At 71.5% G+C, this 14,200-nt stretch carries 15 protein-coding genes; 6 read left to right on the forward strand and 9 right to left on the reverse strand.

Annotation, left to right across the window (positions count from 1 at the left end; translation table 11 throughout):
* Nucleotides 1-113: 113 nt before the first annotated feature.
* The gene (locus ACFYYH_RS22055; RefSeq protein WP_388554014.1) at nucleotides 114-1,385 is read right to left on the reverse strand and encodes an LCP family protein; all 1,272 of its coding nucleotides are present in this window, start codon (nucleotides 1,383-1,385) and stop codon (nucleotides 114-116) included.
* 387 nt (nucleotides 1,386-1,772) lie between these two features.
* On the opposite strand from ACFYYH_RS22055, the gene ACFYYH_RS22060 reads away from it, so the two are divergent.
* Entirely contained in the window at nucleotides 1,773-2,228 is a 456-nt protein-coding gene (locus tag ACFYYH_RS22060; protein WP_388554017.1) for a tellurite resistance TerB family protein, read from the forward strand.
* A gap of 131 nt (nucleotides 2,229-2,359) precedes the next feature.
* Here the strand turns inward: ACFYYH_RS22060 and ACFYYH_RS22065 are convergent, their stop codons facing one another.
* The 4 genes from ACFYYH_RS22065 to ACFYYH_RS22080 form a co-directional block, all read right to left on the reverse strand.
* The gene (locus ACFYYH_RS22065) at nucleotides 2,360-3,214 is read right to left on the reverse strand and encodes a YhjD/YihY/BrkB family envelope integrity protein (protein ID WP_388553585.1); all 855 of its coding nucleotides are present in this window, start codon (nucleotides 3,212-3,214) and stop codon (nucleotides 2,360-2,362) included.
* Between the two features lie 124 nt (nucleotides 3,215-3,338).
* Nucleotides 3,339-4,097, reverse strand: coding sequence for a PIG-L deacetylase family protein (locus ACFYYH_RS22070; RefSeq protein WP_388553587.1), 759 nt, complete (start codon nucleotides 4,095-4,097; stop codon nucleotides 3,339-3,341).
* Complete coding sequence (locus ACFYYH_RS22075) at nucleotides 4,094-4,786, reverse strand: papain-like cysteine peptidase (protein ID WP_388553590.1); 693 nt, start codon at nucleotides 4,784-4,786, stop codon at nucleotides 4,094-4,096. The genes ACFYYH_RS22070 and ACFYYH_RS22075 overlap by 4 nt, the downstream gene beginning before the upstream one ends.
* A gap of 18 nt (nucleotides 4,787-4,804) precedes the next feature.
* Entirely contained in the window at nucleotides 4,805-6,061 is a 1,257-nt protein-coding gene (locus ACFYYH_RS22080) for an SAM-dependent methyltransferase (RefSeq protein ID WP_388553593.1), read from the reverse strand.
* Between the two features lie 314 nt (nucleotides 6,062-6,375).
* Between ACFYYH_RS22080 and ACFYYH_RS22085 the strand changes: the two genes are divergently transcribed.
* The gene (locus ACFYYH_RS22085) at nucleotides 6,376-7,194 is read left to right on the forward strand and encodes a lipase family protein (protein ID WP_388553596.1); all 819 of its coding nucleotides are present in this window, start codon (nucleotides 6,376-6,378) and stop codon (nucleotides 7,192-7,194) included.
* A gap of 83 nt (nucleotides 7,195-7,277) precedes the next feature.
* On the opposite strand, the gene ACFYYH_RS22090 is transcribed toward ACFYYH_RS22085, so the two are convergent.
* Nucleotides 7,278-7,634, reverse strand: coding sequence for a PRC-barrel domain-containing protein (locus ACFYYH_RS22090; protein WP_365904259.1), 357 nt, complete (start codon nucleotides 7,632-7,634; stop codon nucleotides 7,278-7,280).
* Between the two features lie 154 nt (nucleotides 7,635-7,788).
* Here ACFYYH_RS22090 and ACFYYH_RS22095 point away from each other — a divergent pair, with 154 nt between their 5' ends.
* Nucleotides 7,789-8,277, forward strand: a complete 489-nt coding sequence (locus tag ACFYYH_RS22095) for a GNAT family N-acetyltransferase (protein ID WP_388553598.1) — start codon at nucleotides 7,789-7,791, stop codon at nucleotides 8,275-8,277.
* Between the two features lie 159 nt (nucleotides 8,278-8,436).
* Here ACFYYH_RS22095 and ACFYYH_RS22100 read toward each other — a convergent pair whose 3' ends face one another.
* Nucleotides 8,437-9,153, reverse strand: coding sequence for a phosphatase PAP2 family protein (locus ACFYYH_RS22100; RefSeq protein WP_388553600.1), 717 nt, complete (start codon nucleotides 9,151-9,153; stop codon nucleotides 8,437-8,439).
* A 366-nt stretch (nucleotides 9,154-9,519) separates the two neighbouring features.
* Between ACFYYH_RS22100 and ACFYYH_RS22105 the strand changes: the two genes are divergently transcribed.
* Entirely contained in the window at nucleotides 9,520-9,939 is a 420-nt protein-coding gene (locus ACFYYH_RS22105; RefSeq protein ID WP_388553602.1) for a DUF4259 domain-containing protein, read from the forward strand.
* A 167-nt stretch (nucleotides 9,940-10,106) separates the two neighbouring features.
* Nucleotides 10,107-10,808 carry a 2-phosphosulfolactate phosphatase gene (locus ACFYYH_RS22110; RefSeq protein WP_388553604.1) on the forward strand — a complete coding sequence of 234 codons (702 nt, stop codon included), beginning with the start codon at nucleotides 10,107-10,109 and terminating at the stop codon, nucleotides 10,806-10,808.
* A 46-nt stretch (nucleotides 10,809-10,854) separates the two neighbouring features.
* Here the strand turns inward: ACFYYH_RS22110 and ACFYYH_RS22115 are convergent, their stop codons facing one another.
* Together ACFYYH_RS22115 and ACFYYH_RS22120 are read right to left on the reverse strand one after the other, a co-directional pair.
* Nucleotides 10,855-11,529 carry a response regulator gene (locus tag ACFYYH_RS22115; RefSeq protein WP_388553607.1) on the reverse strand — a complete coding sequence of 225 codons (675 nt, stop codon included), beginning with the start codon at nucleotides 11,527-11,529 and terminating at the stop codon, nucleotides 10,855-10,857.
* Nucleotides 11,530-11,624: 95 nt separating this feature from the next.
* Nucleotides 11,625-12,914 carry a sensor histidine kinase gene (locus ACFYYH_RS22120; protein WP_388553610.1) on the reverse strand — a complete coding sequence of 430 codons (1,290 nt, stop codon included), beginning with the start codon at nucleotides 12,912-12,914 and terminating at the stop codon, nucleotides 11,625-11,627.
* Nucleotides 12,915-13,144: 230 nt separating this feature from the next.
* Between ACFYYH_RS22120 and ACFYYH_RS22125 the strand changes: the two genes are divergently transcribed.
* Nucleotides 13,145-14,083 carry a CPBP family intramembrane glutamic endopeptidase gene (locus tag ACFYYH_RS22125; RefSeq protein ID WP_388553613.1) on the forward strand — a complete coding sequence of 313 codons (939 nt, stop codon included), beginning with the start codon at nucleotides 13,145-13,147 and terminating at the stop codon, nucleotides 14,081-14,083.
* The last annotated feature ends 117 nt before the right edge of the window (nucleotides 14,084-14,200 follow it).

The raw sequence follows: 14,200 nt of genomic DNA on the forward strand, positions 1-14,200 counted from the left end.
GATCGGATGGATGGGGACGGGGTGGGCACCCCGTTCAGATATAGTAAAGGAATCGTAAACAGCGCCCGGTGGCGGTCGGTGCGGGTCATCCGGTGGACCGGCCGTCGCGCGGATCATCTCAGGGTGTCGAAGTCCGGGCCCAGGGTCAGGGTCACCGCCCCGGGGGCCGCCTGGGCGTCCTCGCGTACGGCGCTGCCCGGCAGCCGGGAGGCCAGCACCTCCGCGGACGCCCTCAGGCCCGGCGGATGACGGACCGTGGTCCGCTGCGTGGGCTCGGGCGCGTTGCCGATGCCCGTGACGGTGAATCCGGCCGTGCGCAGGGTGTCCGCGGCCTTCGCGGCCCTCCCCGGGGTGCCGGTGCCGTTGAGGACCCGTATCCGTACGGTGTGGGCGTAGACGGGGTCCTTCGAGTCGGCCGCCAGCCGCTCCTTGTCGACCTCCTTGTCCTGCGCGAGGGCGGTGAACAGGTCGGCGGCCTGCGGATACTGCCAGACGACATTGGCCCTGTCGGCCGGTACGTCGACCTCGCGCACATAGTTCGGCACCGTCAGGAAGGTCAGCCGGTCGCCCGGGACGTGCTTGATCTCGGAGGCGAGGGCGGAGAGCGGCTTGATGCCCGCCAGTGCCTTGTCCGTGGTCAGGGACCTGGTGGCGGAGTCCAGGAATCCGTAGAGCGCGTTCGGGCTGGTCAGCTTGGTCCGGGCCTTCGCGGCCAGGGCCTCCATGAACTCCTGCTGCCTGCCGATGCGCCCCAGGTCGGAGCTGTCGCCGATGCTGTAGCGGGTCCGTACGTACCCGAGGGCCTTCTCGCCCTTGACGGTCTGGCAGCCCGCGGCCAGATCGAGATGGGCCTTGGTGTCGTGGATCGCCGTGCGGGGGCAGACCTCGATGCCGTCCAGCGCGTCGACCATGCCCTTGAAGCCCTGGAAGTCGACCGACATGAAGTGGTCGATCCGCAGTCCGGTGTTCCGCTCGACGGTCCTGATGGTGCAGGCGGCGGCGCCGGCGACCTCCCCGCCCGTACCGCCTATGGCGAACGCCTCGTTGATCTTGAAGTGGTGCGGTGCGGAGCGGCTGCCGTCGCCCCGGTCGCAGGCCGGGACGGCCACCCAGGAGTCCCGGGGGAGCGAGACCACCGTGGCCCATTTCCGGTCCGCGGCCACATGCAGGACCATCAGCGTGTCCGACTGCATGGTGGTGAGGTCCCTGCCGTACTTCGCGTTGCCGCCGGCCCGTGAGTCCGAACCCACCACCAGGATGTTCTTGGAGCCCGGACTCGCGTTGACCGGCCGCCCGCCCCCGATCCTGTTGTCGACGTCGGCGGAGTGGATATTGCCGTCGAGGTCCTGGTAGACCCAGGCCGCGGCGCCCGACGCGGCGATCATCCCCACGGCGAGGACCCCGCCGGTCCAGACGGCTATCCGGCCGCGCCGGGTCAGTCGGGTGCGGCGCGCGCCCCGGGCGGCGCGCGGCCGTCCGCCCTCGGCGGGGCCCCGCCGTTGCCTGGATTCCGTACCCACGCTGTTCCTCCGTCCCCCGTACCGGTCTGCCCACCGCCTGCCCGCTGGGCGCGCCGGTCATCACCCTGTGCGATTCGTGCACTCTACTTTCTCTACAGACGTGTAGAGGGAGTCGGGTGGTTGCCGTGCGGGGCCCGGTCGTGCGCGCCCTCGGGGTGCTTATTTCTACAGTGTTGTAGATTTACAAGGGTTGGGCCGGCCGGCCCAGCTCGAACGACCGTCATCGTGACCGACACTCCCAGGGGAGTTCCCGTGGCCCTGTGGGACCGCATCAAGGATTCCGCCTCGTCGATGCAGACGCAGCTCAACGCCAAGAAGAACGACCTCAGGAGCGGCGCCTTCCGCGACGCGAGCATGGCCATGTGCGCCCTGGTCGCCGCCGCCGACGGCTCCGTCGACCCGTCCGAGCGGCAGCGTGTCGCCTCGCTGATCATGACCAACGAGGTACTCCAGAACTTCTCCGCCGAGGACCTCAGGACCCGGTTCGAGGACTACTGCCACAAGCTCACGCTCGACGCCGGGTTCGGCAAGGTCGGCATCCTCCAGACCATCGGCAAGGTCGCCAAGAAGCCCACCGAGGCGCGCGCGGTGATCCAGATCGGCATCGTCATCGGCGGCGCCGACGGCGACTTCGACGAGAGCGAGCGGGCGGTCGTCCGCGAGGCCTGCTTCGCCGTCGGGGTCGCGCCGGGCGAGTTCGACCTCTGACGGGGGCGGGGCCATGAAACGGGGCGTGCCGTTCCGCGCGGCGCGCCCCGCGGGGAGTCCGCTCTCCAGCGGGAGGTGCCCGCCGTCCAGGGCGGATGTCCACCGTGCCGGGGCGGCCGGGCGCGGCGGGATCAGATCTTCTCGGCCTCGATCTCGTGCTGGAGGCGCAGATGGGTGCGGTGCTCGTGGTAGAGCCGGCCCACCAGCGCCCCGCCGTAGACCACGAAACCGACCCCGACGAGCCAGGACTGGAGGACCAGCACCGTGCCGAAGGGGCCGTAGGTGACGGCGTTCGCGGCGATCAGGGGCGAGAAGACCAGACGCGAGAACACCCGGAGCCCGAGCAGTCCCAGCGCCGTCGCGATGGCGCCGGGGATGAGGGCGCGCCAGCGGACGCGGCCCGCGAGAAGGAAGCGCTGCGACCACCAGAAGAAGAGGAACGTCCCGATCACATCACCCACCGTGGAGATCACCAGCTCGATCACGGACGCGGAGGTGACGGGCGTGTTGACGAAGACCAGCAGGAAGAAGACAAGGACCGCGAGCCAGACGACATGGCGCCACATGGTGTGCCAGCGGGCCGTCGGCAGCTCCCAGACCTTCTCGTAACCGGTCTGCACCGCCGAACCGAACGTCAGACCGAACGCGGCGAGCGCGGCGAGACCGAACGCCGTCGTACGCTGCAACGCCTGCCCCGGTCTGCCGAAGAGCTGCTGGATCTGCTCCTGCGCCGACGCCGACACCCCGAGCCCCTGACCCAGCCAGCGGGCGAACCCCTCGCCGCTCGCCGGGTCGGCGGCGGCGACCAGGACCAGCAGGGGCACCAGCGTCAGAAAGCCGAGCGCGGCGAAGCTCATGGCCCGGTGCATCAGCTCCATCTCCCGGCCGCGACTCCAGGCGAGCCCGGCGGGCGACGTGATGATCCTGCTGTACACGCGCTCCAGCCGGTGCCGGTATTCGGCCGCACCGAGAGGCTTTCGGGTCATATGTCGTCTACTACCCCGGCGGGCGCCCCGCCCGGTCCACGGCCCCCGGATGGGGGCCTCCGGTGCCCACGGCCGCGCCCGACGGCCGTGGTCCGTCCTGTCAGCCGAGGATATGCCGCACCGGTCAGCGGCGCTCCTCCAGCGCCCACACGCGCTCGGCGCGCAGCGGACCGCCGCGCGCCAGCACACTCCCGTGGTCGACGGCGAGCGGCGCGAGCTGCGAGGCGTAGCACTGCACCGCCGCGCGCTTGGCCGCCCACCGCTCGTCGGACAGGTTCAGCTCGTACGCGACCCGCAGCGCGAAACGGCTGTCGAGATCCTGGTAGGCCACTCCGAAGTCGACGTGCTTGGCGAGCGCGGCCTCCGTCCCGGGCGTGCCCCACTCCGGCAGATGACCCGTGTACGGCAGATCGGCGTAGACGAGGGGCAGCGGCCTGCCGAGGGCGGTGAGCCGCCCCAGGGCGTGGTCGCGCACCCGCGCGTGATCGGGCTGATTGGTGCTCAGCGGAACCAGCAGCCGGGTCCCGGGATCGAGGTCCGCGAGATAGCTGTCGAGCTCGTCGAGTGGGCCTCCGTCCTGGTAGGGGCCGTCGGGATGCCCCAGGGCGACGCACCCGGCACCGAGCAGCGCACAGGCACGCGCGTCCTCCGCCCGGCGGGCGAGATACGCCTCGCCCGCCGAGGAGAAACCGCAGGTGCTGTCCCACCAGGAGACGCCGTGGTCGGGGGAGGGCGCTCCGCCGTGGACGGTGACGACCGTGACCGGGGAGTCCAGCGAGGGGATCAGCCCCGCGAGCGACAGCACGGCGTCGTCGAAGTGCGGGGAGAGGATCACGGTGGCGGGCGGGGCGGACGGGGCCGGGGCCGGCCGGGGCGTGGTCATACGGGAGTGCTCCTGTCGGTCGTGGTGCCGAGCCGGTTCCCGGTCGTGGTGCCGAGCCGGTTCCGGACCGCCTGCGGTCGGCCGCCGGTGAACCGTATGCCGTGGAAGGCGGTGTCCCACTGGGCGTCGTCGCCCTGCCACCGCCCGGGAGCCGCCGCCACGGTGCCCCATCCGATCCCGGGGCCGAGCGCGTCCGCGTCCGGGGGCGGTGTACGGCGCAGCCAGAGCAGCTCGAAACGGTGCCCCGGATGCGCCGTCGCGATGACCAGCCGCAGCCGGCGCAGATCGGCCGCGACGAGTTCGTCGAAGGCGTCGTGATGGACGTACAGCACCCGCGCCGGCGATGCCGCGAGCGTGCGCCAGCGGCCGGCCAGCGCCGCGAACTTGGCCCGCACGGAGCCGAGTTGCGCCCCGATGTCCTCGTGGTTGAGCGCGCTGCCCGAGGAGGCCCGGAAGTCGTGGAAGAACCGGATGTCGGAGCCCCGGTCCAGCGCGCAGAGGCCGTCGCTGAACGGTTCGACCATGCCCGGCCGCAGAACGTTGGCGAAGTCGGCGGCGACGGTCTCCACGACGGACTCGAAGTCGAGATCGAGCCAGTCGAAGAAGTGCGCGCGGTCGTCGCCGGTGATACGGCGGATCTGATAGGTGGATTCGCAGTGGTAGCCGAGACCGACACAGCGGTCGTACATGTCCGCTCTCCCGGGTGGTCAGCCGGCCGTGCGCCGCAGCAGCAGGCCCACACTGCCGCGCTTGCTCAGATAGGCGCGTCCCGCGCAGACGGTCTCGACCCGCGGCGGGACGAGCACGACCTCCTCGTCCGCCCGCCACACCGTGGACCGTTCGAGCCAGGGCCGTACCTGGGAGGCGAGGGTGTCCGGTTCGAGGGCGACGAACACCAGGTCCGTGGCGAGTCCGTCGAGCAGCGCGAGATCCTGGCCGTAGTAGAGCATCTCGATCAGCAGATGGGCCGTGGCGCGCGGCGGCCCGTCCTCCTTGGCCAGTTCGGCCAGATCGGCTCCGTCCACGGTGACCGCTCCCGAGCCGGCGAACGCGGAGCCCAGCCGGGTCCTGAAGGCCGCGTTGGGCTCGGTGGCCCGTACGGAGAACCCCGCGGCGGCGAGCCGGTGGGTCAGCGCGCCCTCGCAGGCGCCCACCTCCACCAGGAGACCCCCGGCGCCGGCGCAGTGGTCCCGTACCCACTCCGCGGTGGCGTCGAGCCGCTGTTCCTCGTACGGCGAACTGCCGAACTCCCAGGGGTCCTCGACGGACGCGGCCTCGTCGTCCAGGCTGGCCAGCAGGGCGTAGAGCCGCTCGCGCTCGCCGGGGTCGGCGTCGAAGAAGCGCTCGGCGGCGGGGATACGGGCCGTCTGCACGACGTAGTCGGGGTCCTCCTCGGTCAGCAGATGCCCGCACGCGTGATTGACGAAGTCCAGCTTCGCGGCGACCCGGCTCCGGGTCAGCGGCCGGTCCAGATCGCTGAGGAACTGGAGATACGGCGAGTAGCCGACGGCGTGGCGCAGCGGGGGCCCGTCCTCCCCGGCGCCACCGTCACCGCCGCCGTCACCGCCGCCGTCGAGCAGGCCGCGGGCGAGGGCGGTGTCACGGCCGAGCCGTCCTCGGCTGCGCCGGTTGTCCGCCGGGGAGTGTGTCCAGATCCGGACGGTCTCCGGGCTCTGTCCGTCGTGTGCGTCCGGCCCGTCCTGTAGGCCGCGCCCGGCTCCGGCCCGGCGGAGGAGACCGGCGAGGACCTCGGGGCCCGGCGCGGTGATGCCCCCGGTCACGGGCCTGACATGGGGCGCGAGCAGAGCGAGCCGCTCGGAGGTGTCCGTTCCGGCGGGGAGGGTCAGCATCTCGGCGCGGTCGCCGAGGATCACCCGGGTCTCACCGCCCTGGTCGTCGGTGAGCACGGACAGGAAGTCGAGGACGGCGTCCTCGGCCCGGAGTACGACAACGATATCAACCACGGCACTTCGGTCCTCGGTGCAGAGCCGACGGGGGGAGCGGGACAGGGTGAGGCCGGTCGGGGGAGGCTCGTGACGGGGTGTCGGCTGGCAGGGACCCTAGCGGGAGCCCAGCCATGTGGTCCAGACCAATCGAGAGAGGGGGCGTCGGTTTTCGGCCAACTCCCTGGGAGGGATACGCGCTTCGCGCGCTCCCCGGTGGCCCGAGCGCTTCCGTGCGCCGTCCGTGCGGGTGAACGCGGTTCTGGGAGGAGTCCGGAGAGTAGCCAATCATCGGGCTTGACACTGAATACCCGCATATGCCCGGAGGTTCTTTCGTGCCCCTCGCCCCGATCGACCATCAGACGACGGATTACGATCTGTCGCACGCCTACTGGCTGGCCAAGGCCTCGGAACTGGCCTACCGCGACCAGGACGTCGCCCGGTCCGCCCTGGCCGAATGGGGGTTCGACCGGTTCCGGCACTTCGCGTCACGGCACCAGATGCCGTTCCCCCTCGACGACACCCAGGCGTACACGGCGGCCAGCGACCGGATGATCATCACGGCGTTCCGCGGTACCACGCCCCACGAGATCCGTGACTGGCTGACCGACGGCACCACCCCTCCCGTGCCGGGTCCCGCGAACAAGGGCTTCGTCCACCACGGTTTCCACCAGGCGCTCGCCTCCGTCTACCCGGATGTGCGCGACGCCGTCGAGGAGTTCCGCACCGGCGGCCAGACCGTGTGGTTCACCGGCCACAGCCTCGGCGGCGCGCTCGCCATGCTCGCGGGCACCCGGATGTACTTCGAGGAGCCGAGGATCCTGGCCGACGGCATCTACACCTACGGCCAGCCCCGCACCTGCGACCGGCTGCTCGCCGCCGCGTACAACTCCGCCCTGAAGAGGCGTACGTACCGCTTCGTCAACAACAACGACATCGTTCCGCAGGTCCCGCCGGCGCCGCTCTTCACCCATGTGGACACCGTCAAGTACTTCGACGCGCACGGGAGGATCCATGACCGGCTGCCGTTCGTCGATGTCCTCAGGGACCGGGTGACGGGCCGTACGGCCGATATGTTCGCACCCGCCTCGGACGGCGTCCGCGATCACTTCATGCCCGCCTACCTGGCGAACCTGGAGAAGAACCTGGTCTGAGCCCGCTCGCGCCGACAGGCTCGGCCGTACGGGGCCCGGCCGACATACGGGGCCCCCGGGCCGGGCCTCCCGGCCGGCCCGTCTCAGCGGCGGGCGAGACGGCGTTCGCCCGCCGCGCCGGTCGCGTAGGGCAGTCCGTAGTGCGAGAAGATCTGCGGTTCGTCCTGCGCGAGCAGTTCTCCGTCGGTGTCGATGGAGGGAGCCTCCTTGGCGAGGTTCCTGTCCCAGGTGACCTTCAGATAGCCGGGACCGACCGTGGCGTCGCCCAGCGGGACGAAGACCAGGCGCCGCCTGGTGGGCAGTCCGACGGTGACGGTGGCGAACGACGGGGCGTCCGTCGCGGTGTCGACATAGACGGCTTCCAGCGAGCCGATCTTCTTCTTGTCGGCGTCGACCACATCGTGGCCCCGCCACTCACGAATGTCCTCAGCTTCGAACATGAGCGATTCGCCTCTTTTCGGCTCCCCCTCTTTGCCTCATTACGGTCATTATCCAGCAAAGACGGCAGGCCGCCCGGGGTGCGCGCGTAAGCCTCTCCGGGCCGCCCGGAGAAAGCGCTGGCGACCGGGCGGACGGTGGCGGCATCCTGGCCGCATGCTGATCAGGGAAGCCACCGCCGAGGACTGGTCCGCCATCTGGCCGTTCTTCCACGAGATCGTCGCCGCGGGTGAGACGTTCTCCTATCCGCTCGACCTGGACGAGAACGAGGGCCGGGACTGGTGGCTGCCGGCGGCTCCGAACCGTGCCGTCGTCGCCGTGGACGAGAGCGGCACGGTCCTCGGCACGGCGAAGATGCAGAACAACCAAGGGGGGAACGCCGCGCACGTCGCGACCGCCAGCTACATGGTCGACCCGGCGCGGTCGGGACGCGGGGTGGGCAGGGCGCTGGTCGTGCACACGCTCGACTGGGCCCGTGCGGCGGGCTTCCGCTCGATCCAGTTCAACGCCGTCGTGGAGACCAACACACACGCCGTGAAGCTGTACGAGTCGCTCGGCTTCCGGATCCTGGGCACGGTGCCGGAGGGTTTCCGGCATCCCGCGCGTGGCTATGTCGGGCTGCACATCATGCACCGCGCGCTCTGACCTCGCGCCCTCGGAACCTGCCCTCCGAACCCGCTTCCGGAACCCGCGCACGGCACCCGGGCGCGGCAGGCGGGCGCGGCGCCCGGCCACGGCACCCGGGCGCGGCACGCGCGCACGGCACCCGGGTACGGGACCCGCGGCGACCGTGGCGCCCCGGACTCACCCGCCCTCGGGCCGGTCACGCGGCGGCAGCCACCGCTCCACCGGGATCAGTGCCGCCCCGAGACCGAGCCAGGTGCCCGCGTAGAGCCACCCGCCGAGGACATCGGTCATCCAGTGCACCCCGAGATAGACCCGGCTCAGCCCGACGGCCACGGCCCAGCAGACGATCAGCGCGCAGAGCGCGTACGCGAGGAAGCCCCGGCCCCGGGGGCGCCCGTCCTCGCGGCCTGCACGGCTTCCACGGTCTTCGTGGCCTCCGTCGCCTTCGCAGCCCTCACGGCGGGAGGGCGCGCGGCTCCGGCGCAGCACCGCCCAGACCAGCAGACCCGCCACGAGGGCCGAGGTCGTCGCGTGCCCGGAGGGGAACGCGTAGCGGGAGGCGTGGGTCGCCCAGTCGGCGACCGGGGGCCGGGGCCGGCCCACGGCGTACAGGACGCCGTAGCGGACGGCCTGTACGACGAGGAGGAACACCAACGCGCCGGCCGCCGCGGTGAGCCGCCGTACGTCCCGGCCGGCCAGCAGCCCTGCCACGACCGCGCACAGATAGGGCAGGGCCCCGGTGCCGGTCGCCGTGATCCCCCGCGCCACCGCCAGGGCCTCGGACGGGCGGTGCCCCAGCGACCAGTCGAGCGCGTCACGGTCCAGGGGGAACGGCGCGCCGTCCCGGCCGGTCACCACCACCGTCAGCAGGGCGAACGCCACGGCGAGCAGCATGGCGCCCCCCAGCGGTGCCGGACGGACGCCTCGGCGCACGGGCGGGGCCTGGGGCGTCGGCCGGCTCACCGCGGGGCCACCGGGCGAGCGGCGAGCGCGGATACGGCCATAAGGGGGTTGCTCCCATAGGTGTGGGCGGGGGTGTCCTGCGTGACCATCCGACTCATCTGTAGCGCTGTAGACGGTCTACCGCACTGTGGACGAAAGGCGCGGGAGGAGCGTTCCCCGGCGCCTGCGGTAGGCCGCGAAGGGTTCGCAGCTGTCCGGCTGCGGACCGGGGACAGATCCAGAACCTCCTCCATGAGGACTGTCAGTGGCTCCTGGCACGCTGACCCCGTCCGAGACACCGATACCAGGAGCTCAGCCATGGGAACGTGGGGAACCGGCCCGTTCGACAGCGACCTCGCAGCGGACTTCGTCGATGAACTTGACGGACTCGCCCCCAAGCACATCGCTGACGTGCTCGAGCGGGCATTCCAACGAGTCATGAACTCCGGCGCGCGTCTGGACGGCGGGGACGGCGTCGAAGCAATCGCCGCTGCCGCACTCGTGGCCGGCCAACTTCCCGGCGCCCAGGTGGTGATCGATCCTGAAGACGGACCGAAGGAGCCACTGCCAGAGCTGCCGACATCACTCCGCGCGTTGGCCCGGAACGCCCTTCACCGAGTCCTGCGAGACGGATCGGAAGCGGCGACGGGCTGGGTGCACAGTTCCGACGCCGACCAATGGCGACAGGAAGTCCAACGGATCATCCGTGCTCTGGACACCGCTGACCATCAGGCTTGAGCCCGCAGGGGCTGTGTGCGGGAGACCCCGTGTGGCGCTTGAACAGGCACGTCGCTGTGGACCGCTTTCGCGGCGCGGGCAGTCGGGTGTGTTGCATTCCGATGCCGTCGATGTGATGTGGATCACCGCCTGGGTGCTTCGGGTCGGGCATGCGCGATCATGATCGGATGGACGTTCGTTTCCTTGGCATCGCTGAGCTGGTCGAAGTCCCGTCCGTGGCGGTCGTAGTGGACGTCATGCGTGCTTTCACCGTGGCTGCCTGGGCCTTTGCCCGGGGGGCGGAGAAGATCGTTCTTGCTGAGTCGCTGGACGAAGCCCTGGCGCTCAAGGCTTCCCATCCGGATTGGGTGGCGCTCAAGGACGGTCCGCCCGCGCCCGGGTTCGACATGGTCAACTCGCCGGGCCTGCTGCGCTCTGCTGACCTCGGCGGACGGACCGTTGTGCAGAAGACCACGGCAGGCACGGTCGGCGCCCTCGCGGTCAAGGAGGCGTCGCTGGTGCTGTGCGCCGGCTTCGTGGTGGCGGAGGCTACGGCTCGGCTCCTGCGGACACGCGCGAGTGACAGTGTCACGTTCGTGGTCACCGGCGACGAGGGGCAGGCCGATGAAGATCTGGCGTGCGCTCACTACATCGCTCGGAGGGCCACCGGGGCTGGGACGGATGCTGCTGGGTTCCTCCGCCGCGCTGCCGAGTCGCGCGCCGCCGCCGAGCTGGCGCAGGGGGTGCGCCAAGGAGTCCATCCCGATGACGTCGCACTCTGTCTTGAGGTCGACCGGTTCCCCTTTGCCATGGCGGCGGTCCTGGAAGGCTCGCTCATGGTCCTCCGCCCGTGCGCCGCGCCTTCGCCGGCCGACGGTGCCCCGATCTGATCGCCGGTGAAGTCCCCGACCCCCACCATGCGAGAGCCGGCGTCCGTCACGCGCTCCCGCCACTCCTGTCGGCGACGCCCGCGCGGTACGCGAGGACTACGGCCTGGACGCGGTCGCGCAGATCGAGCTTGGTGAGAATGCGGGACACGTAGGTCTTCACCGTCTCGCCGCTGAGCACCAGCTCGGCCGCGATCTCCGCGTTCGAGAGCCCTCGGCTGATCAGCCGCAGCACTTCGTGTTCACGCGGGCTGAGCACCTTGAGCCGCTCCCGGTTGGGCGAGACGGCCGGGGCGGAGGGGCGCAGACGGTCGGCGTACGTACCGATGAGGGTGCGGGTGACAGCCGGCGCGAGCAGGGAGTCCCCGCGTGCGACGGTGCGGACGCCCTCGACCAGTTCCCTCGGTGGCGCGTCCTTGAGCAGGAAGCCGCTGGCACCGGCGCGCAGGGCCTCGTAGACGTACTCGTCCACGTTGAAGGTCGTGACCACGAGGATCTTCGTACGGTGGGCGGACTCCGGTCCGGCGAGGTGGCGGGTGGCCTCGATGCCGTCGAGCACCGGCATGCGGATGTCCATCACGACGACATCGGGCCGCAGTGCCTCGGCCGCCTCGATCGCCGCGCGCCCGTCCGCGGCCTCGCCCACGACCGTCATGTCGGGCTGGGCGGAGAAGATCGTGACGTAGCCGGTCCGTACCAGGGCCTGGTCCTCGCAGACCAGCACCCGGACAGGAGCCGGCGGAACGTCCGTCCTGGCGGGGCCTGCAGCTCCGGCAGGTCCGGCAGGTCCGGCAGGTCCGTCGGGCGTGGGAGGCGTGCTCATACGGCACCTCCGGTGGGTATGCGGGCGCCGACCGCGAACCCGCCGCCGGGCCGGGACTCGGCCGTGAACCGGCCACCGAGCATGTCCACCCGTTCGCGCAGCCCACCCAGCCCTCGGCCGCCCGACACGTGAGCACTGCCCGACACGTGGCCACTGCCCGGCCGCGGTGCGGCCCCGGCGGCGGCACCGTCCGGCCCCTCGGTGATGATCGCGACGTCCATGTGATGGCGACCGTAGTGGACGCGGACCAGCGTGGGCCGTCCGGCGGCGTACTTCACCGCGTTGGTGAGCGACTCCTGTACGACGCGGTACACCGCGAGTTCGGTACCGATGTCCATGGGCGCCCGTTCACCGTCCTCCACGAATTCGACCGGCTGCCCCGCCAGCCGGGTCTGCTCGACCAGGTCGGACAACCTCCCGTGCGCCGGAGCCCGTTCGTTCGGAGCCGACTCGCCGGTCGCCTCCAGCACACCGAGCAGATAACGCAGTTCCGCCAGGGCGCGCCGGCCGGTGCCGCTGATCGCGGTCAGTCCCTCGGCCAGGCGGTCGTCGGAGGAACCGGGTGAGGCGGAGAGGAACTGCGCGGCGTCGGCCTGGACGACCATCGCCGTCACATGGTGGGTCACCACGTCGTGCAACTCCCTCGCCAGGCGCGCACGTTCTCCGGCGGTGGCCGCCAGTGCGGCGAGCCGCCGCCGCTCCGCCTCGTCCGCGCGACGCCCCCGTACGTACGCACCCGCTCCCCAGAACACGGCGAGCGCCAGAGAATAGACGGCGTAGTCGACGAAGCCCGCCGGGGAGCCCAGCCGCCACAGGACGAGCGCGAAGACCAGGTACGCCGCGACGGCGGGCACCGGCAGCAGCAGCCGCCACCGATCCTGGTGGGCGCCCACCGAGTACAGCGCGACATACAGGCCCATGCTGCCGAAGTTCGGCGGATAGGCGCACGTCTGGAAGGCCGCGAAACAGAGGCCCACCAACGCCAGACAGACGGCCGGCGCCCTGGTGCGCACGGCGAGCGGGAGGGTCTGCCCCAAGGTCAGCAGGACACTCGGGGCACCGGCCTGCCGGACGGGCAGGTCGCCGAACTGGGCCCCGACGCTGTCGAGCGGCGCCGCGAACGACAGCACGGCCAGCACCACCGCGAACTCGAGGTCCCGCGTGCCCGACGGCCGCGTGTGCCACCAGACCGACAGGGAGCGGTACCGCTCGGCCACCGTCGACAGCGGGCGGGAAAAGCGGGTGACGGCCTGCGGGCCGGGCGGCGGTTGCCTGTCGATTCTCACTACGTCCTCGCGCTTCGGGATCGGGCGTCGGGCGGAGCGTATCCAGGGGCCAGGGGTCCCCACGTCCCCCGTGGGAGGACATCTCATGTAGCTCGCAGGGGGTGGCTCCGACGGGGGACAGCCGTCCCCGGGAAGTGTCCACTCGGCGGTGACGATCCACCGTGCCTCCGGCGCCTACTTTTCCGGCGTCGGACATCGGTGCAGCCGCACCGGGCCACGAGGAGGACACCATGGCACCGCGGAACAACGATCAACGGCCCCCGGCAGGGGACGACTTCGCACCCGTACGGAGTGAGGGGACGAAGGCGGCCGGTGCGCGCCGGTGGGCACGGTCCCCGTGGGGACGGCCCGTCGTGGTGATCGTCGCCCTGGCGGTGTTCAGCGCTCTCGCCGGTCTGGTCAACGGCGCCGCCGACGCGACACCGGTGACAGGTCTGCTGTTCGGTGTGCTGACGGCCGCGCTGGGAATCGGCCTCTACCGGTGGCTGGTACGGCGCCTGGAGGACCGTGATCCGCGGGAGCTGCGGATGGCGGACGCACGGTCCGGAGTGCGGCAGGGCGCGCTGATCGGCCTCGGCGGCTTCGCCGTGACGATCACCGTCATCGCGATGACCGGCGGCTACCGCGTGGACGGCTGGGGATCGTTCGGCGGCGCGCTGACAACGCTGGGACTGATGTGCTGCGTGGCCGTCACGGAGGAACTCATCTTCCGGGGCGTCGTGTTCCGCCTCCTGGAGGAGCATGCGGGCACCTGGGGCGCGATGGCCGCGTCAGGGCTGATCTTCGGTCTCGTGCACCTGGTGAACCCCCAAGCCACGCTCTGGGGCGCTTTCGCCATCGGCATCGAGGGCGGCCTGCTCCTCGCCGCGGCCTACGCGGCGACGCGCACCCTGTGGCTGCCGATCGGTCTGCACCTGGGCTGGAACATGGCGGTGGGCGGCATCTTCGGCACCACCGTCTCCGGCTCGGCGGCCGGCCTCGGCAGCCTGCTGGAAGCAACGGTCAGTGGCCCGGAGGCGATCACCGGCGGCTCGTTCGGCCCGGAAGCGGGCGTCGTCGCGATCCTGGTCTGCCTGATCCTCACGGCCCTCTTCCTGCGCCACGCGAAGCGCCGGGGCCGCCTGTACGCGCGAGGCGACAGGGCGCGCCCGACGGCCACGCGGGACTGACCGAGGGCGCGTCGCCCCGCCGCCCCAAGGGCCGCGGGGCAAGGGCCACGGCCCGGCGTTACCGGCACACGGATGGTTCGCCGTCGCGCCCCGCGCCGTCCGGGGCCTGGCAGGGGA

It is taken from the genome of Streptomyces sp. NPDC002018 (assembly GCF_042890865.1).
Classification (GTDB): Bacteria; Actinomycetota; Actinomycetes; order Streptomycetales; family Streptomycetaceae; genus Streptomyces.

Excerpts from the sequence above, each read along its gene's own strand:
- ACFYYH_RS22055 (WP_388554014.1), bottom strand. The coding sequence starts at position 1,385 with ATGATCGCCGCGTCGGGCGCCGCGGCCTGGGTCTACCAGGACCTCGAC.
- ACFYYH_RS22065 (WP_388553585.1), bottom strand. The coding sequence starts at position 3,214 with ATGACCCGAAAGCCTCTCGGTGCGGCCGAATACCGGCACCGGCTGGAG.
- ACFYYH_RS22070 (WP_388553587.1), bottom strand. The coding sequence starts at position 4,097 with ATGACCACGCCCCGGCCGGCCCCGGCCCCGTCCGCCCCGCCCGCCACC.
- ACFYYH_RS22075 (WP_388553590.1), bottom strand. The coding sequence starts at position 4,786 with ATGTACGACCGCTGTGTCGGTCTCGGCTACCACTGCGAATCCACCTAT.
- ACFYYH_RS22090 (WP_365904259.1), bottom strand. The coding sequence starts at position 7,634 with ATGTTCGAAGCTGAGGACATTCGTGAGTGGCGGGGCCACGATGTGGTC.
- ACFYYH_RS22095 (WP_388553598.1), top strand. The coding sequence starts at position 7,789 with ATGCTGATCAGGGAAGCCACCGCCGAGGACTGGTCCGCCATCTGGCCG.
- ACFYYH_RS22100 (WP_388553600.1), bottom strand. The coding sequence starts at position 9,153 with ATGCTGCTCGCCGTGGCGTTCGCCCTGCTGACGGTGGTGGTGACCGGC.
- ACFYYH_RS22105 (WP_388553602.1), top strand. The coding sequence starts at position 9,520 with ATGGGAACGTGGGGAACCGGCCCGTTCGACAGCGACCTCGCAGCGGAC.
- ACFYYH_RS22110 (WP_388553604.1), top strand. The coding sequence starts at position 10,107 with ATGGACGTTCGTTTCCTTGGCATCGCTGAGCTGGTCGAAGTCCCGTCC.
- ACFYYH_RS22125 (WP_388553613.1), top strand. The coding sequence starts at position 13,145 with ATGGCACCGCGGAACAACGATCAACGGCCCCCGGCAGGGGACGACTTC.